Genomic DNA, 24787 nt, shown 5'->3' with positions numbered 1-24787 from the left:
GCGACGGCTCAATCATCCTCATCCTCGAACCCCACCAACGCCAAGGCCCTTGCCTTCATCTGGCGCTGCTCGCACCAATGAACCAGCGCCTCTTCGCGCCCGTGCGTCACCCACACTTCGCGCGGTGCGATTTCGGACAAGGTGTCGGTCAGCTCGTCCCAGTCGGCGTGATCGGACAGGATCAGCGGCAGTTCGACGTTCTTCTGCCGCGCCCGCTGCCGTACTCGCATCCACCCAGAAGCCATCGCGGTGATCGGATCGGGCAGGCGGCGCGACCAGCGGTCGTTGATCGCACCCGGCGGGCACATCACGACGTGCCCCGCCATGTCCGCCTTCTTCGCATCCGCCACCGGCAGCAGCTCGCCCAGCCGCACGCCGTGCTCCGCATACAGGTCGCACAACCGCTGCAACGCGCCATGGATATAGATCGGCGCCTCGTGCCCCCGCTCGCGCAGCTCGGCAATCACCCGCTGCGCCTTGCCCAGCGCATAGGCGCCGACCAGCACGCAGCGATCGGGGTTGGCGTGCAGTCGCGCGATCAGCTTGTCGATCTCGTCGCCCGTATCGGGGTGGCGGAACACCGGTAGCGCGAAGGTCGCCTCTGTGACGAACACGTCGCACTTCACCGGCTCAAACGGCGTACACGTCGGGTCCGCCCGCCGCTTATAGTCGCCCGACACGACGACCCGCTCGCCGCGGTAGTCGAGCACGATCTGCGCCGATCCCAGCACATGCCCGGCGGGGACATAGCCGATCTCCACTTCGCCCATCCGGATGCTCTCGCCGTAAGCGACGGGGTGGCCTGCCTGTTCGCCGTAGCGCGCGTCCATGATCGCCAGCGTTTCCGGCGTCGCCCAGACCGCAGCATGCCCGCCGCGCGCGTGATCGGCGTGGCCGTGGGTCACCAGCGCCTTGGCGACGGGTTCAGACGGATCGATCCAGGCATCCGCCGGCTTGACGTAGATGCCATGCGGATGCGGTTCCAGCCAGTCGCCCAATCGTGCCATGCTGCTAGTACGCACCAGCCCGCCCAACGGTGCCGCCGGATCGAATAGCGCCTGCGGGTCGTTGACCCCGGACGCTACACCTACGGGAGAAAATCGATGGTGATCAGCAGCTTCTGGGGTTTGGTCGTCTTCGTCGGCGCGATGGTGCTGCTCGGCGTGCTCATCTGGGCCAAGTTCAACAATCGCGTCTCGCGCGACCAGCACCGCCGCACCGAACAGGCGACGCACGACCTGTACCAGGGCGATGCGGTGGATCACGACGGGCGGTAAACCGTCACCCTCCCCCGTCATCCCGGCGAACGCCGGGACCCATGGGGGCAAGCGGCCGGATATCCGCACACCGTCAATGGCGCGCTGTCGTGGGTTTCGATTTTCGTCGAGATGACGGAAGCATGGGCAATCCCCGCCACTACGACGGAGTGGTTTCGCCGCCACCCGCCTCCTACATAGGTTGCAATGGACCTCCCCCAGCCGCTCGCAGACTGGTTCGCCACCCGCGGCTGGCGTCCCCGGCGTCACCAGCTCGACATGCTCCGCGAAGGCCGCGCCCGCCGTCACGCGTTGCTCGTCGCCACCACCGGCGCGGGCAAGACGCTCGCCGGGTTTCTCCCGACACTGACCGAATTGATCGAGACGCCGACCGAGGGTCTGCACACGCTCTACGTCTCGCCGTTGAAGGCGCTCGCGGTCGACATCCAGCGCAATCTCGTCGCGCCCGTCGAAGAGATGGGCCTCGACCTGCGCATCGAAACCCGCACCGGCGACACGCCCAGCGACCGCAAAGTTCGCCAACGCATCAAGCCGCCGCAGATCCTGCTCACCACGCCCGAATCGCTGTCGCTGCTGCTCAGCTATCCCGACAGCTTCACGATGTTCGAAGGGCTCAGGACGATCGTCGTCGACGAAGTCCACGCCTTCGCCACCGGCAAGCGCGGCGACCTCCTCTCGCTGTGCATGGCACGCCTCCAGCGGATCAGTCCTGCCTTACGCCGCGTAGCCCTCTCCGCCACCGTCGCCGATTCGGACGGCTACCGCGCCTGGCTCGCCCCCGATGGCGATATCGATCAGGTCGCGATGGTGCAGGGCGAGGCGGGCGCCGACCCCCACATCGCGATTCTCCTGCCCGAAGGCCGCGTGCCTTGGTCCGGCCATTCCGGCCGCTACGCTGCGCAACAGGTGATGGCGGAGATCGAGGCGCACAAGACCTCGATCGTCTTCTGCAACACCCGCAGCCTCGCCGAACTGATCTTCCAGGACCTATGGAAGGTGAACACCCAGTCGCTGCCGATCGGCGTTCATCACGGCAGCCTTTCGCTCGAGGCGCGCCGCAAGGTGGAGGGTGCGATGGCGGACGGCCGCCTGCGCGCGCTGGTGGCGACCGCCAGCCTGGACCTGGGTGTCGACTGGGGCGATGTCGATTGCGTCATCCAGATGGGCGCGCCCAAGGGATCGTCACGCCTGCTCCAGCGGATCGGCCGCGCCAACCACCGGCTCGACGAAGCGTCGGAAGCGATCGTCGTCCCCGGCAACCGCTTCGAATATCTCGAAGCCCGCGCCGCCCTCGACGCGGTGGAGGCGGGCGAACTCGACCCCGACCTGTTCCGCCCCGGTGCGCTCGACGTGCTCGCCCAGCACGTCATGGCGGTCGCCTGCGCCGCGCCGTTCGATCAGGCGGCGTTGCTCGACGAGGTCCGCTCCGCCCTCCCTTATTCGGCGCTGACCGACGAGACGTTCGATCGCGTCCTCGGCTTCATCCGCGATGGCGGCTACAGCCTCAAGGCCTACGACCGCTTCAAGCGCCTGACGCAGGAGGCGGACGGCCTGTGGCGCGTCAGCCACCCGAAGTTCGTCACCCAGCACCGCCTCAACGCCGGCATCATCGTCGAATCGACGATGCTCAACGTCCGCTTCAGGAACGGCCGCAACCTCGGCAAGGTCGAGGAAGGGTTTGCCGCGCAACTTTCCCCCGGCGACACCTTCTTCTTCGCCGGCCTGTCCTGCGAAGTGCAGAAGATCGACACCGAGGACCTCATCGTCCGCGCCTCGTCGAAACCGGCGCGCATCCCTACGTACGGCGGATCGCGCATGCCACTGTCGACCAACCTCGCCGACCGCGTCCGCGGTTTCCTCGCCGATCCGGGCCAATGGGCGCGCTTTCCCGACGACGTGCGCGAATGGCTGGAATTCCAGGCGAAGCGCTCCGCCCTCCCCCGCCCCGGCCAGCTTCTGGTCGAGACCTTCCCGCGCGAAGGGCGCAACTACATGGTCGCCTACAGCTTCGAAGGGTGGAACGCGCACCAGTCGCTCGGCATGCTCATCACCCGCCGGATGGAGGCGGAGGGGCTGAAGCCATTGGGCTTCGTCGCCAACGACTACGCGCTCGCGGTGTACGGCATCGACAAGATCACCGACCCCGCCGCGCTGTTCAGCCCCGACATCCTCGAACACGAATTCGTCGACTGGGTGCAGCAATCGCATCTGCTCAAGCGCGCCTTCCGCGAGGTCGCGGTGATCGGCGGGCTGGTCGAACGCCAGCACCCCGGCAAGCGCAAGACCGGGCGACAGGTCACCTTCTCGACCGACCTGATCTACGACGTCCTGCGCAAATACGAACCCAGCCACCTGCTCCTGCAAGCCGCCTGGGACGATGCCCGCGCCCGCATGACCGACGTCGGCCGCCTCGCCGGCCTGCTCGACCGCGCCGCCGAGACGATGCTCCACGTCGATCTTGAGCGCGTCACCCCACTTGCCGTCCCGGTGCTGACCCTGATCGGCCGCGAGAAAATCTCGGTCGGCAGCGCAGATGATGCCTTGCTGATCGAAGCCGAAGCGCTTGCGGCGGAGGCGATGACGCTCGACTAGCCCGCGACACTTGCCCAATCACTCCCGTCACCCCGGACTTGTTCCGGGGTCCACCGTTCCACAACGGCAAGACAAGAGGCTCAAAGCGCTTCCCCCAGCCGCAGAGTGGACCCCGGAACAAGTCCGGGGTGACGAAGCCGTTGGACCCGAGGATCGGACCCGGATCGCGAGAACGCCTAAACCGTAACCTGCTCACCCAATTCCAGAACTTTCCCCGGCGGGATCTTCAGGAAATCCGTCGGGTCGCTCGCGTTACGCTGCATGAACATGAAGATGCGGTCCTGCCACAACGGCATGCCGACATCCGCCTCCGGCTTCAACGTGTTGCGCCCGATGAAGAAGCTCGTCTTCATCGCGTCCAGACTGCGCATCTCGGTCTTGCCACCGACCCCCAGATCGGCCGGCACGTCGGGCGATTCCATGAAGCCGTAATTGAGCACCACGATCTCGAAATTGTCGTCCAGCCGTTCGACGGTCGAGCGATGCTCCTCGTCCACCACCGGGCGGTCGGTGGTGCGGATGCTCACCACCAGGTTGCGCTCGTGCAGCACCTTGTTGTGCTTGAGGTTGTGGAGCAACGCCCCCGGTGCCGAGCGCGGATTGGCGGTTAGGAACACCGCAGTGCCCGGCACCCGCTCGGGTGGGCGCTTGGCGAGCGCAGCGGCGAGGTCGGCGAGCGGGATGCTCTGCCGCGCCTCGAACGCCCGCACGATGCCCTTGCCGCGCACCCAGGTGTAGATCAGCAGGCCGATGGCGGCCGCGATCGCCAGCGGCACCCACCCGCCTTCGACGACGCGCAGGATGTTGGCACCGAAGAACACGAGGTCGAGGCACAGGAACGGCAGCACCGCGGTCAACGCCCACACCCGCTTCCAATGCCACACGTGCCGCGCCACGAGGTAACCGAGCAACGTCGTCACCACCATCGTGCCCGTCACGGCGATGCCGTACGCCGCCGCCATCGCCGACGACGTCTTGAACTGCACGATCAGCACCAGCACGCCGACCAGCAACAGCCAGTTGATCGCGGGAATATAAATCTGGCCGGCGAAGTCCGCCGACGTCTGGCGCAGCTTCATGCGCGGCAACAGCCCCAATTGCACCGCCTGCTGCGTCAGCGAGAAGGCACCGGTGATCACCGCCTGGCTCGCGATCACCGTGGCGAACCCCGCCAACACGATCAGCGGCCCGCGAAACGATTCGGGCGCCATCAGGAAGAACCAGTTCTGGTTGACGAACGGCGTCCCCGCCGCCGCCGCGGCCTCCAGATGCGACAGCGCGAACGCGCCCTGCCCCAGATAGTTGAGCGTCAGCGCGGGGAAGACGAGGAACAGCCACGCGATCCGGATCGGTCGCTTGCCGAAATGTCCCATGTCCGCGGTCAGCGCCTCCGCGCCGGTGACGGTCAGGAACACCGCGCCCAGCACGAACAGCCCGGTGGTGCCGTGCGTCGCAAGGAAGCGGATGCCATAGCTCGGGATCAGCACGCGAAAGATCGATAGCTCGTCGGCGATATGCCAGATGCCCAAGGCCCCGATCGTCACGAACCACAGGATGCAGACCGGCCCGAACAGCTTGGCCACCATCGCCGTGCCGCGCTTCTGGATCAGGAACAGTGCGATCAGGATGCCGATCGTCAGCGCCCGGATCGTGCCCTCGTCGAACAGTTTCGCGGCGGACGGAATCGTCTGCAATCCCTCCATCGCCGACAGCACCGACAATGACGGCGTGATGATCGCATCGCCATAGAATAGCGCAGCACCCGCCGCGCCCAGCACCAAAGCGATGCGGCTGCGCATCCCCAGCGCGCGCCGAGCCAGCGCCGCCAGCGCCAGCACGCCGCCCTCGCCGTGATTGTCGGCGCGCATCAGGAAAAAGACGTATTTGCACGTGACGATCAGCGTCAGCGTCCACAGCGCGAGGCTGAGCACGCCCAAGATCTCGGACGGGTCGATGCCGTCGGCGGCGGACTGGCCCAGCGCATCGCGGAACGCGTAGAGCGGACTGGTGCCGATATCGCCGAACACCACGCCGATCGCCCCGATGGTGAGACCGATGAGTGCGGGATGATGCTGAGCGGTGGAAACGGGTGCTTGGACGGCGGGCGACATGCGCGCGACTACCCTCTGACAGAACCCTCCCGGCGGGAGGACGGCGCGCTTTACGCCTATTGCAGCCCCAGGCAAGCGGATTTGCTGTGCGCCGCACAACGGCTTGCCCATGCGGATCTTTGCGGGCAAGGCGGACGCATGGTTCCCTTTTCGTTCGGCGGCCACGCGCTCTGCGCCCTTCCGGAGGGTGCGTTGCTATGGCCGGCACGCCGTGCCTTGCTCGTCGCCGATCTCCATTTCGAAAAAGCGAGCTGGTTCGCTGCCCGCGGCCAGATGCTGCCGCCGTACGATTCACTGGCGACGCTCGCCGATCTCGCCGCCCTGGCCGCGAAAACGGGGGCGGAGGAACTCTGGTGTCTCGGCGACAGCTTCCACGACAGCGACGGCTGCGAGCGCCTGCCGCAGGAAGCGCAAATCCGCCTCCGCGCGCTGACCGAGGGGCTGCGCTGGACGTGGATCACCGGCAACCACGATCCCGACATCAAGGACCGCTGCGGCGGCGAGGTCGCGGACGAGGCGGAGGTGGATGGTCTCATCTTGCGCCACGAAGCCGACCCGCTGGAGTCGCGCCCGGAGCTGTCGGGGCATTTCCACCCGAAGCTGCGTGTTGCGGTGCGCGGCAAGCAGATCGCTAGACGCTGCTTCGTGGCGACGGAGCGCAAGATCGTCCTGCCGGCATTCGGTGCACTGACCGGTGGACTGGACGTGAACCATCCGGCGTTGGTGAAGGCAGTGGGTCGGGGGGCGGAAGCGCTGGTCCCGGTAGAACAGCGCCTCCTGCGCTTCCCGATCGCCGCCTGATCTGTCGTCACCCCGGACTTGTTCCGGGGTCCACCGTACCGCAAAGGTAAGGCTAGAGGCTCAGGGGATTCATCCAGCCGCGAAGTGGACCCCGGAACAAGTCCGGGGTGACACAGGATATCGGGCGATGGCTGCTCTTACCTATACAGCGTCGGGAACCCGGCCTTAAACGCCGCTACCTTCGGCTTGTCCCAATGCACGATATACGGGTGCGTCGGGTTCCGGTCGTAGAAATTCTGATGGTACGCCTCGGCCGGGAAGAACCCGCCCTGCTCGATCCGCGTCACGATCGGCCCCGGAAAGCTCTTCGCCGCGCCGAGCTGCGCGATATACGCCCGCGCAACCGCCGCCTGGCGCGCATCCTGCGGGAATACCGCCGACCGATAGCTCGGGCCGCTATCCGGACCCTGCCGGTTCAGCTGCGTCGGATCGTGCGCGATCGAGAAATACACCCGCAGCAGCGTCGCATAGCTCACCTGCCGTGGATCGAAGACGACCTTGATCGCCTCGGCATGCCCGGTCCGCTCGGTCGACACGGCATCGTAATTCGCCGTCTCACGCCTGCCGCCGGCATAGCCCGCGGTCACGCCACGCACCCCCTTCACGTGCTCGAACACCGCTTCCATGCCCCAGAAGCAGCCGCCCGCGAACACCGCGGTATGCATCCCCGCGGCAGGCGGAACATCGACCTTGGCAACGGGGATCGGCACCGCGCGCTCGGCCGCGGCGAAGCCGGTGGAGGCGATCACGGCGGCGGCGACACCGGCAACGGGCAACAGGATTTTCAGCATACCACCAAGATGGGGAGCCGCCGCCCGCATTACAGCCTCAGCGGACTGCGACGATCGGCGACGCCGCCGGAATCGGCTGCACGCCCTGCGCGCTCGCCGGCTGAAGCGTCACGACACCGACCGCGCCGATGGCAAAGCCACCGACGAATTGCCAGAAGAAGCCGCTCTTGAAGACCTTGCGCATGACGCACCCATTGGTTTGTTCGAGCGCAGCTACGTCGCTGCGCCCCGTAAGGATGCGAGATCGTCTCTCCCGCCTCCAGGCTCAATGCCGTTTATAGAAACGCTGAATTAACGCGGCGTGGCGACCGCGTTCATCGGGCGTAATATTATACCGGAGTGGCCTCACCCCACTCGGCAACGGCTGCGCCGTCTATTCCCTCTCCCGATGGGAGAGGGAGGGAGCCGCGCAGCGGCGGAAGGGTGAGGACGATCCCCCTACTTCAGATCGGCACACGCCTGCTGAATCCGCTCGCACGCGGTCCGCAGCAGCGTGTCGGACGTCGCATAGCTGATCCGCATCGCCGGCGACAAACCGAACGCCGCGCCCTGCACCGCCGCCACCTTCGCATCGTCGAGCAGATACCCCACGAACGCCTCGTCGCTGTCGATCACCCGCCCCGACGGCGTGCTCTTGCCGATCAGCTCGGCGAACGACGGATAGACGTAGAACGCGCCCTCCGGCGTCGGGCAGTGCATGCCGGGGATCGCGTTGAGCATGCCGACGACCAGATCGCGCCGTACCTGGAACGCCGCATTGCGCTCCTGCAGGAACCCCTGCGGGCCGTTCAGCGCCGCCACCGCCGCCGCCTGCGCGATCGAGCAAGGGTTGCTGGTCGACTGCGACTGCAATTTCGCGATCGCCTTGATCAACCACGGCGCGCCCGCCGCATAGCCGATCCGCCAGCCGGTCATCGCATAGGCCTTCGAACAGCCGTTCACCGTCAGCGTCCGCTCGTACAGCTCCGGGCACACCTCGGCGATCGTTGCGAAGCGGAATCCATCATAGACGATATGCTCGTACATATCGTCCGCGAACACCCAGACGTGCGGATGCCGCGCCAGCACCGCGCCCAGCGCCTTCAGCTCATCGACGGTATAGCCCGCGCCCGTCGGGTTGGACGGCGAATTGAGGATCACCCATTTGGTCCGGGGCGTGATCGCCGCCTCCAGCGCTTCCGGCGACAGCTTGTAATCCTGCTCCGGTCCGGCGACCGCGAACACCGGCGTGCCGCCCGCGAACTGCACCACGTCGGGATAGCTCACCCAGTACGGCGCGGGGATCACCACCTCGTCACCGGCATCCACCGTCGCGACGATCGCGTTGAACAGCGTATGCTTGCCGCCGACGTTCACCGTCACCTGATCCGTCGTGTAGGTCAGGTGGTTGTCGCGCGCGAACTTGGCGACGATCGCCTGCTTCAGCTCGATCGTGCCGTCGACGTTGGTATATTTGGTCTTGCCGTCGCGAATCGCCTGGATCGCCGCCTCTTTCACAAAGTCGGGCGTATCGAAGTCCGGCTCGCCCGCACCCAGCCCGATCACGTCGACGCCGGCGCGCTTCAATTCCAGCACGCGGCTGGTGATGGCGAGCGTCGGGGACGGGCTGATACGGCCGAGGGCGGCGGAGGGCTTCATGGCAGGGGCCTTATGGCGACAGGGAACGCGCGGCCCTATAGCGACAGCGGGTCCGATTTCGCAACCGCAACAACCGCCGGCATCAACCCGCGCAGCGCATTTCCGACAAAAAATTGCTTGGGAAGATCGTTAGGCGACAGATTAACCTCGATCACCCGCCCCGATTCGATCAATTCCGATCGCAGCACACCCGGCAGCAGTCCGTGGGCCGCCGCCGGGGTCACCAGCCCGCCATTCCGTGGCAAGAACAGCGAGGTAAAGCTTCCCTCGGTCAGCCAGCCGTCCGGCCGCATGAACACCACCTCGTCGGTTCCCGCCGCGATCCGTGCCGCATCATAGAAGCCCCGATCGCTCGACTTGTGCCGCAACCGGTAATCGTCGGTCGCGACCGGCAACGGCACCACCGCTACCTGTAACGGTCGGTCGAACCGCGCCGGCGCCGGGCCCACCTCGATCGCGATCGCCCCGCCCTGCGCCAGCAGCAGCCGTATCCGCGCCGCCTCGCGCAACCGGAAAGTCGCCGCCTGCAATTCGTTACGCGCATGATGCCGGTCGAAGCGAAAGCCCAGTGCGACCGCACTCGCCCGCATCCGTTCCAGATGCCGGTCGAGCAAGCGTATTCCCTGCTCGGGATCGAACGCCATCGTCTCGATCAGGTCGAGCGGCCGCTGCCCCGCGGTGACGAACGCGCCCTTCGCCAGCACCTCCGCCCATTCCTCGTCCGCCCGGCTGTCCGCGACGATACCCGATCCGAGGCCGAGTTCGGCCACCGTCGCGCCCGCCTCGACCGTCAGCGTCCGGATCGCCACGTTGAACGCCGCGCCACCATCGGCATCGATCCGCCCGATCGCGCCGGTGTAGACGCCACGGGCGGTATCCTCGACCGCGCCGATCACCTCCATCGCGCGCTGCTTCGGCGCGCCGGTGATCGAGCCGCAGGGATAGAGCGCGGTCAGCACGTCCACCGCATCGCGGCCCGCCGCCAGGTCGGCCGTCACCGTCGACGTCATCTGATGCACCGTCGGATAGGTTTCGACGGTGAACAACGCCGGCACCGCGACGCTGCCCGGCTTCGCGATCCGCGACAGGTCGTTGCGCATCAGGTCGACGATCATCAGATTCTCGGCCCGCTGCTTGGCATCCGCGCCCAACGCCACCACCCGTGCCGCATCTTCCTCCGGCGTATCGCCGCGCGTCGCCGTCCCCTTCATCGGCCGACACGTCAGCCGCTTGTCCTCCAGTGCGAAGAACAGCTCCGGCGACAGCGACAGCAGATGCCGTTCGCCCGTCGCCACCAATGCGCCATAGCCAGCTGCCGACCCCCGCCGCAGCTTCGCATACAGGGCCGCGGGATCGCCCGCGATCATCACATCCGCCCGCAGCGTCAGGTTGGCCTGATAGATATCGCCGGCCCGGATCATCTCCAGCACCCGGTCCAGCGCATCGTCGTAGACGTGACGCTCGATCCGCGGCTGCGGGTGGGTCGCCCATGCCCCGGCAGGGTCCGGCAACAGCGCCGCCACCTCATCGGCCGTCATCGTCCGATATCGCTCGAACAGCCCGAACCACAGCAGCGGTGCGTCGATATCCCGCGCCGGCAGGTCCCGCGGCATCAGCGCCGCACCCGCCTCATAGGTCAGATAACCCGCGGCATGCAGTCCGCGCGACGCCGCCCCGCGCAGCCGCTCTAGCGCCGGAACCACCTGATCCAGTCGCCCGGCCGTCACGATCTCGACGGGATCGACATACAGCCGCGCCCCCGCGCCATCGGCCCGGGCATCGTCCAGCAGTACGAACGGCGCGTTCAGCATGCACCGTCAAATGCACGGGTGGATGCTTCCGGCGCAAGCGGCGATTGCCGCCCCCTCGCCCGCCCCCTATCTCTGCCGCCATGACCGACAGCCCGCTCAAAGCCGCCATCGTCCAGGTGACGCCCTTCCAGCAGAATTGCACCCTGATCTGGTGCACCGCGACGATGAAGGCCGCGATCGTCGATCCCGGCGGCGACCTGCCCCGTATCAAGGCCGCGGTGGCACAGGCCGGCGTCACGGTCGAAAAGATCCTGCTCACCCACGGCCACATCGACCATGCCGGCGAAGCCAAGACGCTCGCCACCGATCTCGGCGTGCCGATCGAGGGCCCGCACGAGGCCGACCGCTTCTGGCTCGCGCGCCTCGACGACGACGGCAAGAACTACGGCATGACCGGCGTCGTGTTCGAACCCGACCGCTGGCTGGTCGAGGGTAACACGGTCACGGTCGGCAACCTCACCCTCGACGTCTACGAAACCCCCGGGCACACGCTGGGTCACGTCATCTTCCATCATGCACCGAGCAAGTTCGCGCAGGTCGGCGACGTCCTGTTCCAGGGCTCGGTCGGTCGCAGCGACATGCCCGGCGGCAACCACAAGCAATTGATCGAGACGATCGTCACCAAGCTCTGGCCGCTGGGCGACGATACCGCCTTCATCCCGGGCCACGGCAACCCCAGCACCTTCGCCCACGAACGTGCAAACAACATGTTCGTCAGCGACAAGGCGTTGGCGGAGTAGCGTTACCCTCACCTCCGGCTCTCGACCTTTCTATTCCACCACCCCACCCACTCCGCCGTCCCACCTACTCCGCCCCCGCCCCCCCCTCCGTCATCCCGGCGAACGCCGGGACCCATGGAGGCAAGCGGCCAGCGATGCGCGCACCGCCGATGGCGCGATGTCCATGGGTCCCGACTTTCGTCGGGATGACGAGGAGGGTGGGTACGACAGCCATCCCAAGACATCGTCATCCCCGCGAAGGCGGGGACCCATAATCACCAACGTCGCGCCTCACGCCGCAACGCCAGCCAGTATGGATTTCCGTTTCCGCGGAAATGACGAAGGCAGGACCTCACCCGAAGACCCCACCCCCGTCACCGCCCGGCCGGCAACATCTTCCCCGATTCCCGGTCCAGCCCCAGCGCCGTCACCACATCCAGCACCGTCGCCGCCACGACGAACGCCACCGCGCCCCACACCGCCTTGTTCTTCGGGTGCGCGCTTGCCGCCGCCCCCAGCGCGGTCAGGTCCATCGCGTCGCCGGCAACCCGGTTCCAGACGTTGGTCGACACTGCCGGCGCCGCCAGCAGGTTCGCCCCCGCCAGCAACTCGCGCGCGCCGAATCCCTTGATCAGCCCTTCGGATCCTTCCGCCTCCAACGCCCTCGCGATCCGCTTCGACGCGAACAGCTCGGTCACGCCCAACGCGATCGAGAACACTCCCAGGCCCAGCCCTAACCGCTTGAAATCCATGACAACACTCCGTCTTCTGCCACGGCGGAACCAACGGAAAGCGGGGCATCCCGTTCCGTGGTCGAACCAGTGCTGTCCTACACGCCGCCAGCCGGCTATCGTCCCCGCCATGCCGTGCAATCTCGCCTCCCCCACCCGATGCCCACGGCAGCGGCTGGAGACGCATTCCGTCTCCGACGTAGTGACAAGTTCGGCAACTTCCGCGCAAACGACTCAGGACCACGCCCCTCCCCGCCGTCGCGCTGCCGCCCCGATATCCGCTGGCGAAGCTTGCAACAGTCCGGAAATTCGCTATAGGCCCGCGCTTCGCGATGCGTCCGGTTGTCGGTGGCGTCCAGCGGCCGACCTTGCGTCGGTTGTCGGCACGTCCCGTCGGGCTCATCGGATTTCCGTAAGCCGAATTTCTAGAACAAGGTGCCGAAATGGCCGTCCCCAAGCGAAAGACCTCTCCCTCCAAGCGCGGCATGCGTCGCGGTCACGACTCGCTGACCGTCGCGTCGTTCCAGGAGTGCCCGAACTGCGGCGAGCTGAAGCGTCCGCACAACCTGTGCAACGCTTGTGGCCATTATAACGGCCGCGAGATCGTCTCGGTCGAGGGTTAACACCCTCCCCTCCCATCCGGATAAGCGCTGAACCATGCCCGACAATTCCTGGATCGCCGTCGATGCGATGGGCGGCGACGAAGGGGTGGCGGTCATGCTCGCGGGCGTGGCTGCGGCCCGTCGGCGGTATGAGGGCATGCGCTTCTTCCTGGTGGGCGACGAATCGGCGATCCGCGAAGAGCTGAAGTCGCACCCGAATCTCAGCCAGCACAGCGAGATCGTCCACGCACCCGAAAAGGTCGGGTCGAGCGACAAGCCGAGCCAGGCGATCCGCCGGTCCAAGACCACCTCGATGGGCATCGCCATCGATCTGGTGAAGCAGGGCCGCGCCGGCGCCGCCGTATCGTCGGGCAACACCGGCGCGCTGATGGCGATGGCGAAGCTCGCGCTGCGCACCCTGCCGGGCATCGACCGTCCCGCGCTCGCAGCGCCGCTGCCGACGCTCGGCGAGAATGACGTGGTCATGCTCGACCTCGGTGCGAATACGGAGGTGGACGCGCGCAACCTCGTCCAGTTCGCGGTCATGGGTGCAGCCTATGCCCGCACGATCATGGACCTCGAATCGCCCCGGGTCGCGTTGCTCAACATCGGCAGCGAAGACCAGAAGGGCACCGACGAGATTCGCGACGCCGCTGCTGTGCTGAAGGGCCAGACGCACCTGCCCCTCACCTTTACCGGCTTCGTCGAGGGCAACCAGCTCGCCCGGGGCAACCACGACGTCATCGTCTGCGACGGTTTCGCCGGCAATATCGCGCTCAAGACTGCAGAGGGCACCGCCCGCTTCGTCGCCGACTTGCTCAAGCGCGCCTTCAGTTCCTCGGTCCGCTCGAAGGTCGGTTTCCTGATCTCGCGCCCCGCGACCGAATTGCTGCGCGACCACCTCGATCCCAACAATCACAATGGCGCGGTCTTCCTCGGCCTCAACGGCATCGTCGTGAAGAGCCACGGCAGCGCCAACGAACGCGGCGTCGCCACCGCGATCGGCAATGCCGCCAAGATGGTGCGTGCCGATCTCACCCGCCGCATCGCCGACGATCTCGGCAATTTCGAAAAGCGCGCGGCATGATCCGTTCGGTCATCCTCGGCACCGGTTCGGCGTTACCGGAAAACCGCGTCTCGAACGCCGATCTCGCCGACCGCCTCGACACCAGCGACGAATGGATCGTCGAGCGCACCGGCATCCGCTTCCGCCATATCGCGCAGCCGCACGAAACGACCTCGACCCTCGCGGCCGAGGCGTGCCGCGCCGCACTGGAATCGTCGGGCAAGACTGCGCAGGACATCGACCTGATCGTTCTAGCCACCGCGACCCCGGATCAGACCTTTCCGGCGAGCGCCACCAAAGTCCAGGCGATGCTCGGCATCGACGATTGCGTCGCCTTCGATGTCGCTGCGGTCTGCTCGGGCTTTCTCTACGCGGTGCAGGTCGCGGATGCGATGCTGCGTACCGGTATCCACCAGCGTGCGCTGGTGATCGGCGCGGAAACGTTCAGCCGCATCCTCGACTGGGAAGACCGCACCACCGCCGTGCTGTTCGGCGACGGCGCCGGCGCGATCGTACTGGAGGGGCAGGAAAGCGACTCGGACACCGGCCGCGGCATCCTTGCAACCAAGCTCCATGCCGACGGCCGCCACAACGAACTGCTCTATGTCGACGGTGGCCCGTCGACCACCGGCACGGTCGGCAAGCTGCGCATGAAGGGCCGCGAGGTCTTTCGTCACGCCGTCGTCAACCTTGCGGCTGTGATGCAGGAAACGCTGGTGATCGCAGGGCTTGCCCCCGACGATGTCGACTGGGTCGTGCCGCATCAGGCCAATGCCCGGATTCTCGATGCGACCAGCCGCAAGCTGGGCCTGGCGGCGGACAAGGTCGTGGTCACCGTCGACCGTCATGCCAATACGTCAGCCGCCTCGGTCCCGCTGGCACTCGACACGGCCGTCCGTGATGGCCGTATCCGGCAGGGCCAGATCGTCGTTCTGGAGGCCATGGGCGGCGGGTTCACCTGGGGTGCGGCGGTTGTCCGCTTTTAAGACGATTACGTACAAGTACATAGGTACTATCCTAATATAACGGAAGAAAGTCACTTTCGGACACGTCTGGTCTGGTGTAAACGAATGCCGGGGCATCCTAACAGATGGAGTGGGGCGAGCGTGTTGATGACTACCGCAGGCACTTTGACACGGGCCGACCTATCAGAAGCGTTGCATCGTCAGATCGGCTTATCGCGCGCCGATTCCGCCAAGATCGTCGAGCAGATCCTGACCGAAATGTGTGAAGCGTTATCGCGCGGCGAAAACGTCAAGATCTCGGGATTCGGCACATTCGTACTGCGGGACAAGGGTGAACGGATCGGACGCAATCCCAAGACCGGGATCGAGGTGCCGATCGCACCACGTCGCGTCCTCACCTTCCGGGCCAGCCAGATGATGCGCGAGCGCATCGTCACGTCCAGCTGACCACGATGCCATCCGGCACCGGGAAAGCCATCGGCGCGTTCCGGACGATCGGGGAGGTTTCGGAGGAAACCGGCCTTCCCCAGCATATCCTGCGCTATTGGGAAACGCGCTTTCCCCAGCTGCGACCGATCACGCGCGCCGGCAACCGACGGTATTACCGTCCGGAAGATGTCGCGCTCATCCGTCGCATTCACGGCCTGCTGAATCAGGAGGGTTATACGGTTCGCGGTGTGCAGCAATTGCTCGCCACCACGCGCACCGACGTTTCAGCCGAAGATAAGGCGGATACCACGTCGGTGCTGCCCATGCTGAAGGCGATCCGCGACCGGCTTGCCCATGCCCTCAGCCAGGACGAACACCTCGCTTTATAAGTCCTCGGGCATTAGCCCGTGGCGCAGCAGGCTCGCTGCCAGATCGGCCACATCCTCGACACTGCGATCCTCGTTCCAGACACCAAATCGCAGGCCGAGGAACACGTTCATCCCCATGATCGCCCAGGCGTGCACGTCCGACACATCGCTGCGCACCTCGCCGCGCATCGCCGCAGCCCTCAGTCGCTGATCGATGCGTTCCGCCGTCGACGCATAATGCGACCGAAAGCTGTCCGGATCGACGAACTCCGCCTCGTCGATGATGCGATAGATTTCCTTATGCTCTCGCACGAATCCGATGAACTGCGCCAATCCCGCTCGCTCCGCGGCGATGCCGTCACCAGCCGCGCGCACCGCCGGCGCGACATGATCGCGAACCTGCGCCGATAGATCGGTCACCAGTGCGCGGAACACTGCATCCTTCGAATCGAAATACGTATAGAAACTGCCGAGCGCGACGCCCGCCCGCCGCGTGATCGCGCTGATCGACGCCTCGTGAAATCCACGTTCACCGAACTCCGATGCCGCCGCATCCAGCAGCGCACGCAACGTCTTGCGACCGCGCGCCGTGCGCGGCGTCTTGTCGAGGCTCGCGACCGACGCGGCATCTTCAGCGCTCGTCATCTCCAAGCCTCTCCATCATTCCAAGTTGAATCCCGGTTCAGGTTTCACTATAGCGTTCGTCATTGGCGTACAACCCGGGTCTACCGGACGGCGCTGCATAGGAGGGGTTTTACCATGAAGGTGCGCACGTTCACGTTCCTGATGCTCGGCGCGGCCGCAGCGGCGTTGTTCGCCGGACCGGCCGCCGCCCGGATCGCTCCGACCGATACCGCAGGCATCGGTCAGGACGGCGCAGCGGCCACCGAAACGACACCCGACACGACGGATACGCCGTCCGAAAACACCGGCGACATCGTCGTCACCGCACGTCGGCGTGCCGAATCGCTGCTGAGCGTGCCGATCGCGGTTACGGCGTTGAGCGCGGATCGGCTCGACAAGCTTGGCGCAGTCGATCTGACCGACATCCAGAATTTCACGCCGAACACGACGCTGAAGACCGCCCGCGGCAGCAATTCGACGCTTGCCGCATTCATCCGCGGGGTCGGCCAGCAGGATCCGGTGCCGGGGTTCGAAGCCGGCATCGGGATCTATCTGGACGACGTCTATCTCAATCGCCCGCAGGCTGCGGTGCTCGACATCTATGATGTCGACCGGATCGAGGTGCTGCGCGGACCGCAGGGCACGCTATACGGGCGCAACACGATCGGCGGCGCGGTGAAATACGTCACCAAGCGGCTGCCGGACGATCCCGAGGTGCGGATCAAGGCAAATTACGGGTCCTACGATCAGGCGGACGGCATCGTCGCCTTGTCGGCGCCGATCGGCGACATGCTGAAGGTCGGGGTGGCGGGTGCACGCCTCAGCCGTGGCGGCTTCGGCCGCAACATCAATCTGAATATCGACAATTACAACAAGGACATCTGGGCGGCGCGCGGCACGGTCGAGTTCGAGTCGCCGGACACGCGGCTGTTCGTGCGGATCACCGGCGACTACACCCATGACAAGAGCAACCCCCGCAACGGGCACCGGTTGATCCCCGGCATCGTTTCCGGCGCTCCGGTGCTCGACGATGTCTACGACACCCGCGCCGGCCTGAATTTTCCGCGGCAGGATATCAAGGCGGGTGGCCTGTCGATGACCGCCAACGCCAGGCTGACCGACAGCCTGACGTTGCGCAGTATCAGTGCGTGGCGCAAGGACGACAGCTTCACCCCGATCGACTTCGATGCGTTGCCCGCGGTCGATGTCGACGTGCCGGCGATCTATCGCAACGAACAGACCAGCCAGGAATTCCAGCTGCTCTACAGCTCGGACAAGCTGAACGGGTTGCTCGGCTATTATTACCTGGGCGCCAAGGCCTCGACCGGATTCGGCGTGCTGCTGTCGACGACGCTACCGGGCTTCAACGCCTATACCGCCGGTGACGTACGCACCGAAACATCGTCGGTGTACGGCGACTTCACCTTCGACTTCACGCCGCAGTTCAGCCTGTCGCTGGGCGGTCGCTATACGTGGGACGAGCGCAAGTCGTACGTATTCAAGGCGAGTTACCTCGGCCTTACCCCGGAGTTTGGTGGGACGCCGGTGCTGGTAGGCGCCCCTGCCACGGATTTCCGCGGCAAGGCCAACTACAAGCGCTTCACGCCGCGCGCTTCCATCAGCTTCAAGCCGGTCGAGGATCACCTGCTCTACCTGTCCTATTCGGAAGGCTTCAAGGGCGGCGGGTTCGATCCGCGGGGGTCCAGCACGTCCGCGCCGATCAGCAGCGCGGCGGCAGGGCGGACGTATCAGGACATCTACAACTACCTGTCGTTCGATCCGGAGACGGTCACCAGCTACGAGGCGGGCTACAAGGGTGCGGTGTTCGATCGGCGACTGACCTGGGCGCTGGCGGGGTTCTACGCCGATTACAAGGACGTCCAGGTACCTGGCTCGGTCGGCTGTTTGCAGAACGGCGTGCAGAGCTTCTGCGGGATCACGACGAACGCCGCCAAGGCGCGGATCAAGGGCGTCGAGCTGGAAACCAACGCGATCCTTGTCCGCGATTTTGCGGGCGTCGGGTCGTCGGTCGCGCTGACCGGCGCGGTCGGCTATATCGACGCCAGATATCGCCGCTTCATCGGTCCGACCGGCACCGATGTCGCCAATGTCCGCGTGTTCCAGAATACGCCGCACTGGACCGCATCGGGCACGCTGACCGGCAACGTTCCGGTCGGCGAGGGACTGGTCACCGCCAACTCCACGCTGTCCTACCGCGGGCTCACCCACCAGTTCGAAACGGCAAGTCCGTTCCTCGACCAGCCGCGCTATGCGTTGCTCGATGCCGGGATCACCTGGGCATTCGGCGAAGGACGGCGCTATTCCGTCGGCGTCTATGGCAAGAACCTGACGGACAAGCAGTATAAGACGTCGGGCTATCAATATATCGCCAGCACGGTCGCCGGCGTGCCGATCCGGACGCCGGCGGGGGGCTATACCTCGACGTTGGGTCGGGAGGGGATCGCCACCGCCTTCTATGGCAACCCGCGGCAGGTCTTCGCGAGCATTGCGGCGAAGTTCTAGACAGACATCCGGATCGCAAACAAGGGCATGACGATGACTCCCTCCCCCGCCCTGCCCGCCGCCAGCGCCCGTTACCGGGCGCTGGTGCTGGCGATGTTGCTGCTGGTCTATACGTTCAACTTTCTCGACCGGCAGATCCTCGGCATCCTCGTCGCGCCGATCAAGGCCGAGCTGGAGCTGACCGATACGCAGCTGGGGGCGTTGGGCGGCATCGCCTTCGCGCTCCTGTATTCCACACTCGCCATTCCGCTGGCGCTGGTGGCGGATCGAACGAGCCGAAGCTGGGTCATCACGATCAGCCTGACGGTATGGAGCGCGTTCACCGCATTGTGCGGATTAGCGACCGGCTTCTGGCAGTTCTTCGCGTTCCGGCTGGGTGTCGGCGTCGGCGAGGCGGGGGGCGTCGCACCGAGCTACGCGATGATCAGCGACTATTTCCCGCCGGAGCAGCGGGCGCGGGCGCTGTCGATCTACTCGCTCGGTATCCCGGTCGGGCTGGCGGCGGGGGCGCTGCTGGGCGGCATGCTGGCGAGCGCGGTCAACTGGCGCTGGGCGTTCATCGCCGTGGGACTCGCCGGCGTCGTCATCGCGCCGCTGTTCCGGTTCGTGGTGAAGGAGCCGCCGCGGGGGATGTTCGATCCTGCCGCGGTCCGATCCGAGCGGGTATCGGTGGGTGCGGTGTTCCGCATCCTCGCCGCCAAGCCGAGTTTCTGGCTAATGGCGTTCGGGGCGTCGTTCAGTTCGCTATGCGGCTATGGTCTCGCCTTCTGGGTGCCGTCGGTGCTGATCCGCTCGTTCGGATTTTCGCTTTTGACCGCATCGCAATACATCGGATCGTTACTGCTGATCGGCGGGACGATCGGCGTGTTCGCCGGGGGATGGCTGGCCGATCGGCTGGGAGCGAAGGACCGGGGGGTTTACGCGAAGCTGCCGGCAATCGCATGGCTGGTGACCGTGCCGCTGTTCGCCGCGGGCCTGACCAGCGGGTCGCCGACGCTGTCCTGGTTCCTGTTCCTGATCCCCCACGGCCTCAACATCCTGTGGCTGGGACCGGTGACGACCGCCGTCCAGCATCTCGTGCCGCCGCCGATGCGCGCCACCGCCTCCGCCAGTTTCCTGTTCATCAACAATCTGATCGGGCTGGGGCTGGGATCACTGATCATGGGGCGGCTGTCTGACGCGATGACGGCGGTGCACGGTGCGGATGCTTTGCGCTGGGCGACGACCTATGCGCTGGGGTTCTATCTGGTGGCGGCGGGATTGATGCTGCTGGCGGTGCGGCCCTTGCGGCGCGATTGGGTGGGGTGAGAAAGAGCGGGTCGGTGGTCCTCGGGTAGCGGGTGACCGGCGTGTAGGACAGACCCGGCCAATTTGCTGAGCGAACGTAGTCGGTTACGTGGTCCCACGACCAACTCCTCCACCGTCATCCCGACGTACGCCGGGATGACGACGATGGGAGGTTTACCGCTCCCGCGTGGCGGCGAACCTTACCTTCGAATAGCGGTCCGCGATGTAATTGACCTCCCATGCGCTTTTGGCGAGGAACACCGGGTTGTTGTCGCGGTCCTTCGCCATTGCCGAGCGGTTGAGGTCCATGAAGTGCTTGAGGTCGGCCGGGTCCTCCGCCGACACCCAACGCGCGGTCTCGAAGGGTGCGGGCTCGAGGCCGGCGGCGACCTTATACTCCGCATCGAGCCGCGACAGCAGCACTTCCAGCTGGAGCTGGCCGACGACGCCGATGATCCAGTTCGATCCGATCTCAGGGTAGAAGACCTGCGTCACGCCCTCCTCCGCCATGTCGTCCAGCGCCTTGCGCAGCTGCTTGGTCTTGGTCGGGTCCTTCAACTGGACGCGGCGCAGGATTTCGGGGGCGAAATTGGGCAGGCCCGTGAAGCGCACATCGGCACGTTCGGACAGCGTATCGCCGACGCGCAGCGTGCCGTGGTTGGGGATGCCGATGATGTCGCCGGGGAACGCCTCGTCGGCGACCTCGCGATTCTGGGCGAAGAACAGGATCGGCGAATGGATCGCGATCGGCTTGCCGCTGCCCGATGGCGTCAGCTTCATGCCGCGTTTGAACGTCCCCGAACACATCCGCATGAAGGCGATGCGGTCGCGATGGTTGGGGTCCATGTTCGCCTGCACCTTGAACACGAAGCCGGTGACCTCGTCGTTGTCGGGCGAGACGGGTGCGGGTTCGGCAGGCTGGGCGCGCGGCGGCGGGGCGTGTTCGGCGAGCGCGCCGATCAGTTCGGCGACGCCGAAATCCTTGAGCGCGGACCCGAAATAGACCGGGGTCAGGTCGCCGTTGCGATACGCCTCGGCATCGAATTCGGCATAGCCGGCCTGCGCGAGTTCGATCTCCTCGGTCCAGCGTTCCGATAGCGTCGGCGCCACTTCGGTCTTGCCGAGGAACGCGCGGCTGTCGCCTTCGGGACGGCTGATCGTGTTGGTGGTGAGGTCGAGCACGCCTTCGAATTCGCCGCCCATGCCGACCGGCCAGCTCATCGGTGCAACGTCGAGCGCGAGCATGTCGGCGATCTCGTCGAGCAGTTCGAAGATCGGGCGGCCTTCGCGATCGACCTTGTTGACGAAGGTGATGATCGGCACAGAACGCAGGCGGCACACCTCGAACAATTTGCGCGTCTGCGGCTCGATGCCCTTCGCCGCGTCGATGACCATGACGGCGGAATCGACTGCGGTCAGCGTACGATAGGTGTCCTCGCTAAAGTCTTCGTGGCCCGGCGTGTCGAGCAGGTTGAAGGTGATGCCGTCACGCTCGAACGTCATCACCGACGAGGTGACCGAAATCCCGCGCTGCTGTTCGATCTTCATCCAGTCCGATCGTGCGCGGCGGTTCTGGCCACGCGCCTTCACCTCGCCCGCCAGATGGATCGCGCCGCCGAAGTACAGCAGCTTTTCCGTCAGCGTGGTCTTGCCGGCGTCGGGGTGGGAAATGATCGCGAAGGTGCGGCGGGGGGAAGTCACTGGATCGGGTCTCGGGATGCGGCGCGACCCGGACGGGAGGCGCGGAAGTTGTCGAAGTTGACGGTACGTCGGGATGAGAAGCGGGTCCCGCATGCTGCTCCGGAACGGAAAGACACGATGCGGAATGTGCAGGTCATGCACGCGCTTTGCCAGATCGGGAGCGTGTAGGACAGAGGGGTGTTTGCGGGTCGCGTCCCGCTTACCGTTCGTCACTCCCGTCCGCGGGAGTGATAGCGAAGCGGGCGTCCCTTACCGCTCCAGCGTCACGCTCATCGTGATGCGTTTGTCGCCGCCGGCGGGGACTTCGAACACGCCGGGCTTGTCGCGATATTCGCCGGTAAAGCCCTCCGGGTCGGCAATGCCGTGCCATGGCTCGACGCAGACGTATGCGGCACCGGGCTTGGTCCAGATGCCGAGCATAGGCGTATCGGGGAAGGCAATGCGCAGGCGGGGGCCGGTCGGGGCGCCGTAGGTCACCGCCTGCGAGCGGATGTGGTCCCACACCAGCGCGTCATGCGCGAACAGATCGTCGCGCAATGCCAGTTCGCGGCCGTCGAGCGGTGATGGCTTGCGTGCGTCGGCAATGGTGCCGTCGGCGGCGATGGTGCGGAGCGTGTCGGGTTCGTCGGCCTCGAACAGGATGCGGTGCGCGGCGCGATCCTGCCCGTATGGCAGTGGCCAGGCGAAGGCGGGATGGAAACCGAAGCTGGCGGGCAGCGGGACGGCCGCCGGATTGACGATCCGCGCCTCGATCGTCAGCGTCGCGCCGTCGAGCGTGTAGGCGAGTTCCAGCCGGAAGGCGAAGGGGTAGCTGGCGCGGGTGTCGTCGCTGTCGGTCAGCGCAAAGGTGACGCTGGCATCGCTCTGCGCGACCGCATCGAACCGCGAATGACGGGCGAAGCCGTGCTTCTTCATCGGACGGGCGGTTCCGTCGATGCGGATCGTCTCCTCGAACGGCATGCCGACGACCGGGAACAGGATCGGTGCATGGCCGGTCCAGAACGCTGGATCTGCATCCGTCATCAGCTCGCGACCATCGGCATCGCGCAGGTGGACGAGCTCGGCGCCGAGCGGATCGATCGCGGCGGTGAGCACCCCCGAGCTGATGGTGACGAGTTCGGTCATATCTGTATCCCCTGCCGGTCGCGACGCGATTGCGCGCGGCGGCGGGGGTGTCAATCGACCGCAGTCCGCAGGAAGGAGGCGTTGGCGCTCGCGGTTTCGGCCTGCATCGCCTGTGCGTCTTCGTTGGTCGGCGGCGTCCATCCCTCCGCGGCGGACGCATCGGTGACCAGCACGGGCGTTCCCTTGCTGGTGACGGCGAACAGCTTCTTCGCGAACTGGGTCGGTACGCGGATGCAGCCGTGCGAAGCTGGGAAGCCCGGGTTCATACCGGCATGGATCGCCACGCCATCCCATGTCAGCCGCTGCATGAACGGCATCGGCGCGTCGTCGTACAGGTTGCTGCGATGCTTTTCGGACTTCTGCAGGATCGGGAATACGCCCAGCGGCGTGTCCTTGCCATCCTTGCCGGTCGACACGGTAGAGGCGCCGATCAGCAACTCGCCGCGATAGACATAGGCCTTCTGATCGGGGATCGAGATCACGATGCTGACCGGTTCGAGCGTCGCATTGTCGTTCCACAGGAAGCGATTGGGCGCCAGCGACGTCACTTCGGGGGCCAACGCATCGGCGGCGGCCATTGCGGACGCAGGAGCCATGGCGAGGATCGCGGCACCAGCCATGACGAGCCATTGCTTCATGTTACGTCGTTCCTTTCTTTACTGCCCCTTCACCTGGATCAACGCACGAGTCCGTCGATCGTGCCGTGTCGATTCGGGACCGATCGAGCCGCAACCACGCCGAAGCGTGCAGCGGCAACGCCGGTTGGGGGGAACAGCCGCAGAAAATTAAGTCCATAGCTGCTATATGACTATCAGCGGGCAATGACCGGGGCTTTTGAAAATTCGATGCAAATTGAGCACGATAACGCACATGACCAGGCGCACGACCGGCGAGCGCTGCTGAAGAACGCGCTGGTGCTGGCGGCGACCCTGGGGGTGCCGGGCACCGTGTCCGCGGCGACACGGCGGCTGACGCAGCAGGATCTGCGCCCCGTCAGCGAGCCGTCGCTCCCCGCCCCCCGGCCCATGGTGGCCGCGCGGCCGATCACGTCGTCACGGGTGGTACGCCCCGATCTGATGCGGCAGGCGATGGCCGCACTCAACACGCACGGCCGCCGCGTCGCGCACCGCGACCGGATCGCGATCGCCGATATGTCGGCGCCGTCCTCGCAGGCGCGCTTTCACCTGATCGATCTGGTATCGGGCAAGAGCAAGTCGTTCCTCGTCGCGCATGGCAGCGGTTCCGACCCGGCACATACCGGGTTCCTGAAGCGCTTCTCCAACGAACCGAATTCGAATGCATCGTCGGAAGGGTCGTTCGTGACCGACGATTATTATGTCGGCAAGCACGGCCGGTCGCAGCGGCTGATCGGGCTCGACCCGACTAACGACAATGCCCTGTCACGCGCGATCGTGGTGCATTCCGCCTGGTATGCGAACCGCGACATGCTGCGCACGCACGGCATGCTGGGTCGCAGCCAGGGCTGCTTCGCGGTCGGCGAAGGTGACCTGAGCGATGTGTTCGCGCAGCTTGGCACCGGGCGAATGATCTTTTCCGCAAAGGTCTGATCCCGGGGGCGGACGCGACCGCCCCGCAATATTCGTCATTGCGAGCGAAACGAAGCAA

Annotated in this window: 23 protein-coding genes; 12 read left to right on the top strand and 11 right to left on the bottom strand. The window is 65.9% G+C overall.

Going from position 1 to position 24787, the window contains the following annotated elements; translation table 11 throughout:
• Positions 1–8: 8 nt before the first annotated feature.
• A complete protein-coding gene (locus LRA87_RS01080; RefSeq protein WP_230629754.1) occupies positions 9–1007 on the bottom strand; it encodes a ligase-associated DNA damage response exonuclease in 999 nt (332 codons plus the stop codon).
• A 96-nt stretch (positions 1008–1103) separates the two neighbouring features.
• On the opposite strand from LRA87_RS01080, the gene LRA87_RS01075 reads away from it, so the two are divergent.
• Positions 1104–1277, top strand: coding sequence for a hypothetical protein (locus LRA87_RS01075; protein ID WP_230628563.1), 174 nt, complete (start codon positions 1104–1106; stop codon positions 1275–1277).
• A 186-nt stretch (positions 1278–1463) separates the two neighbouring features.
• On the top strand, positions 1464–3869 hold the full coding sequence (locus tag LRA87_RS01070) for a ligase-associated DNA damage response DEXH box helicase (RefSeq protein WP_230628562.1): 2406 nt from the start codon (positions 1464–1466) through the stop codon (positions 3867–3869).
• Positions 3870–4045: 176 nt separating this feature from the next.
• On the opposite strand, the gene LRA87_RS01065 is transcribed toward LRA87_RS01070, so the two are convergent.
• Entirely contained in the window at positions 4046–5980 is a 1935-nt protein-coding gene (locus LRA87_RS01065; protein ID WP_230628561.1) for a potassium transporter Kup, read from the bottom strand.
• A 138-nt stretch (positions 5981–6118) separates the two neighbouring features.
• On the opposite strand from LRA87_RS01065, the gene pdeM reads away from it, so the two are divergent.
• A complete protein-coding gene (gene pdeM / locus LRA87_RS01060; RefSeq protein ID WP_230628560.1) occupies positions 6119–6781 on the top strand; it encodes a ligase-associated DNA damage response endonuclease PdeM in 663 nt (220 codons plus the stop codon).
• 137 nt (positions 6782–6918) lie between these two features.
• Here pdeM and msrA read toward each other — a convergent pair whose 3' ends face one another.
• The 4 genes from msrA to pabB form a co-directional block, all read right to left on the bottom strand.
• Positions 6919–7572 (bottom strand): peptide-methionine (S)-S-oxide reductase MsrA, encoded by a 654-nt coding sequence (gene msrA, locus LRA87_RS01055; protein ID WP_230628559.1) that lies wholly within the window; start codon positions 7570–7572, stop codon positions 6919–6921.
• A gap of 37 nt (positions 7573–7609) precedes the next feature.
• Positions 7610–7756: a hypothetical protein gene (locus LRA87_RS01050; protein ID WP_230628558.1), complete on the bottom strand. Its 147-nt coding sequence runs from the start codon at positions 7754–7756 to the stop codon at positions 7610–7612.
• A 254-nt stretch (positions 7757–8010) separates the two neighbouring features.
• The gene (locus tag LRA87_RS01045) at positions 8011–9210 is read right to left on the bottom strand and encodes a pyridoxal phosphate-dependent aminotransferase (protein ID WP_230628557.1); all 1200 of its coding nucleotides are present in this window, start codon (positions 9208–9210) and stop codon (positions 8011–8013) included.
• Between the two features lie 35 nt (positions 9211–9245).
• Complete coding sequence (gene pabB, locus LRA87_RS01040; protein ID WP_230628556.1) at positions 9246–11021, bottom strand: aminodeoxychorismate synthase component I; 1776 nt, start codon at positions 11019–11021, stop codon at positions 9246–9248.
• 80 nt (positions 11022–11101) lie between these two features.
• Here pabB and LRA87_RS01035 point away from each other — a divergent pair, with 80 nt between their 5' ends.
• Positions 11102–11761 (top strand): MBL fold metallo-hydrolase, encoded by a 660-nt coding sequence (locus LRA87_RS01035; RefSeq protein WP_230628555.1) that lies wholly within the window; start codon positions 11102–11104, stop codon positions 11759–11761.
• 353 nt (positions 11762–12114) lie between these two features.
• Here LRA87_RS01035 and LRA87_RS01030 read toward each other — a convergent pair whose 3' ends face one another.
• On the bottom strand, positions 12115–12492 hold the full coding sequence (locus LRA87_RS01030) for a hypothetical protein (protein WP_230628554.1): 378 nt from the start codon (positions 12490–12492) through the stop codon (positions 12115–12117).
• 422 nt (positions 12493–12914) lie between these two features.
• On the opposite strand from LRA87_RS01030, the gene rpmF reads away from it, so the two are divergent.
• The 5 genes from rpmF (at position 12915) to LRA87_RS01005 (ending at position 15922) form a co-directional block, all read left to right on the top strand.
• Positions 12915–13094: a 50S ribosomal protein L32 gene (gene rpmF / locus LRA87_RS01025; RefSeq protein ID WP_230628553.1), complete on the top strand. Its 180-nt coding sequence runs from the start codon at positions 12915–12917 to the stop codon at positions 13092–13094.
• 34 nt (positions 13095–13128) lie between these two features.
• Positions 13129–14160 carry a phosphate acyltransferase PlsX gene (gene plsX, locus LRA87_RS01020; protein WP_230628552.1) on the top strand — a complete coding sequence of 344 codons (1032 nt, stop codon included), beginning with the start codon at positions 13129–13131 and terminating at the stop codon, positions 14158–14160.
• A complete protein-coding gene (locus LRA87_RS01015) occupies positions 14157–15125 on the top strand; it encodes a beta-ketoacyl-ACP synthase III (RefSeq protein WP_230628551.1) in 969 nt (322 codons plus the stop codon). The genes plsX and LRA87_RS01015 overlap by 4 nt, the downstream gene beginning before the upstream one ends.
• A gap of 126 nt (positions 15126–15251) precedes the next feature.
• Complete coding sequence (locus LRA87_RS01010) at positions 15252–15551, top strand: integration host factor subunit alpha (RefSeq protein ID WP_230629752.1); 300 nt, start codon at positions 15252–15254, stop codon at positions 15549–15551.
• Positions 15552–15556: 5 nt separating this feature from the next.
• On the top strand, positions 15557–15922 hold the full coding sequence (locus LRA87_RS01005; RefSeq protein ID WP_230628550.1) for a MerR family transcriptional regulator: 366 nt from the start codon (positions 15557–15559) through the stop codon (positions 15920–15922).
• Here LRA87_RS01005 and LRA87_RS01000 read toward each other — a convergent pair.
• Positions 15917–16546 carry a TetR/AcrR family transcriptional regulator gene (locus LRA87_RS01000; RefSeq protein WP_230628549.1) on the bottom strand — a complete coding sequence of 210 codons (630 nt, stop codon included), beginning with the start codon at positions 16544–16546 and terminating at the stop codon, positions 15917–15919. The two genes, LRA87_RS01005 and LRA87_RS01000, sit on opposite strands and share 6 nt — an antisense overlap.
• Before the next feature lie 114 nt (positions 16547–16660).
• Between LRA87_RS01000 and LRA87_RS00995 the strand changes: the two genes are divergently transcribed.
• Positions 16661–19048, top strand: a complete 2388-nt coding sequence (locus LRA87_RS00995; protein WP_230628548.1) for a TonB-dependent receptor — start codon at positions 16661–16663, stop codon at positions 19046–19048.
• Positions 19049–19075: 27 nt separating this feature from the next.
• Positions 19076–20356 (top strand): spinster family MFS transporter, encoded by a 1281-nt coding sequence (locus LRA87_RS00990; protein WP_230628547.1) that lies wholly within the window; start codon positions 19076–19078, stop codon positions 20354–20356.
• Positions 20357–20509: 153 nt separating this feature from the next.
• Here the strand turns inward: LRA87_RS00990 and LRA87_RS00985 are convergent, their stop codons facing one another.
• The 3 genes from LRA87_RS00985 to LRA87_RS00975 all read right to left on the bottom strand — a co-directional run bounded on the left by LRA87_RS00985 (position 20510) and on the right by LRA87_RS00975 (position 23799).
• A complete protein-coding gene (locus LRA87_RS00985) occupies positions 20510–22036 on the bottom strand; it encodes a peptide chain release factor 3 (protein ID WP_230628546.1) in 1527 nt (508 codons plus the stop codon).
• Positions 22037–22285: 249 nt separating this feature from the next.
• Positions 22286–23161 (bottom strand): aldose 1-epimerase family protein, encoded by an 876-nt coding sequence (locus LRA87_RS00980; protein ID WP_230628545.1) that lies wholly within the window; start codon positions 23159–23161, stop codon positions 22286–22288.
• Between the two features lie 50 nt (positions 23162–23211).
• Entirely contained in the window at positions 23212–23799 is a 588-nt protein-coding gene (locus LRA87_RS00975; RefSeq protein ID WP_230628544.1) for a L,D-transpeptidase family protein, read from the bottom strand.
• A gap of 183 nt (positions 23800–23982) precedes the next feature.
• Between LRA87_RS00975 and LRA87_RS00970 the strand changes: the two genes are divergently transcribed.
• On the top strand, positions 23983–24729 hold the full coding sequence (locus tag LRA87_RS00970) for a murein L,D-transpeptidase catalytic domain family protein (RefSeq protein WP_230628543.1): 747 nt from the start codon (positions 23983–23985) through the stop codon (positions 24727–24729).
• Positions 24730–24787 lie beyond the last annotated feature (58 nt).

The organism is Sphingomonas sp. Leaf37 (genome assembly GCF_920939475.1).
GTDB lineage: Bacteria > Pseudomonadota > Alphaproteobacteria > Sphingomonadales > Sphingomonadaceae > Sphingomonas.
The sequence above is the reverse complement of the archived record's forward strand: the minus strand, read 5'-3'. Positions and strand labels throughout refer to the sequence as shown.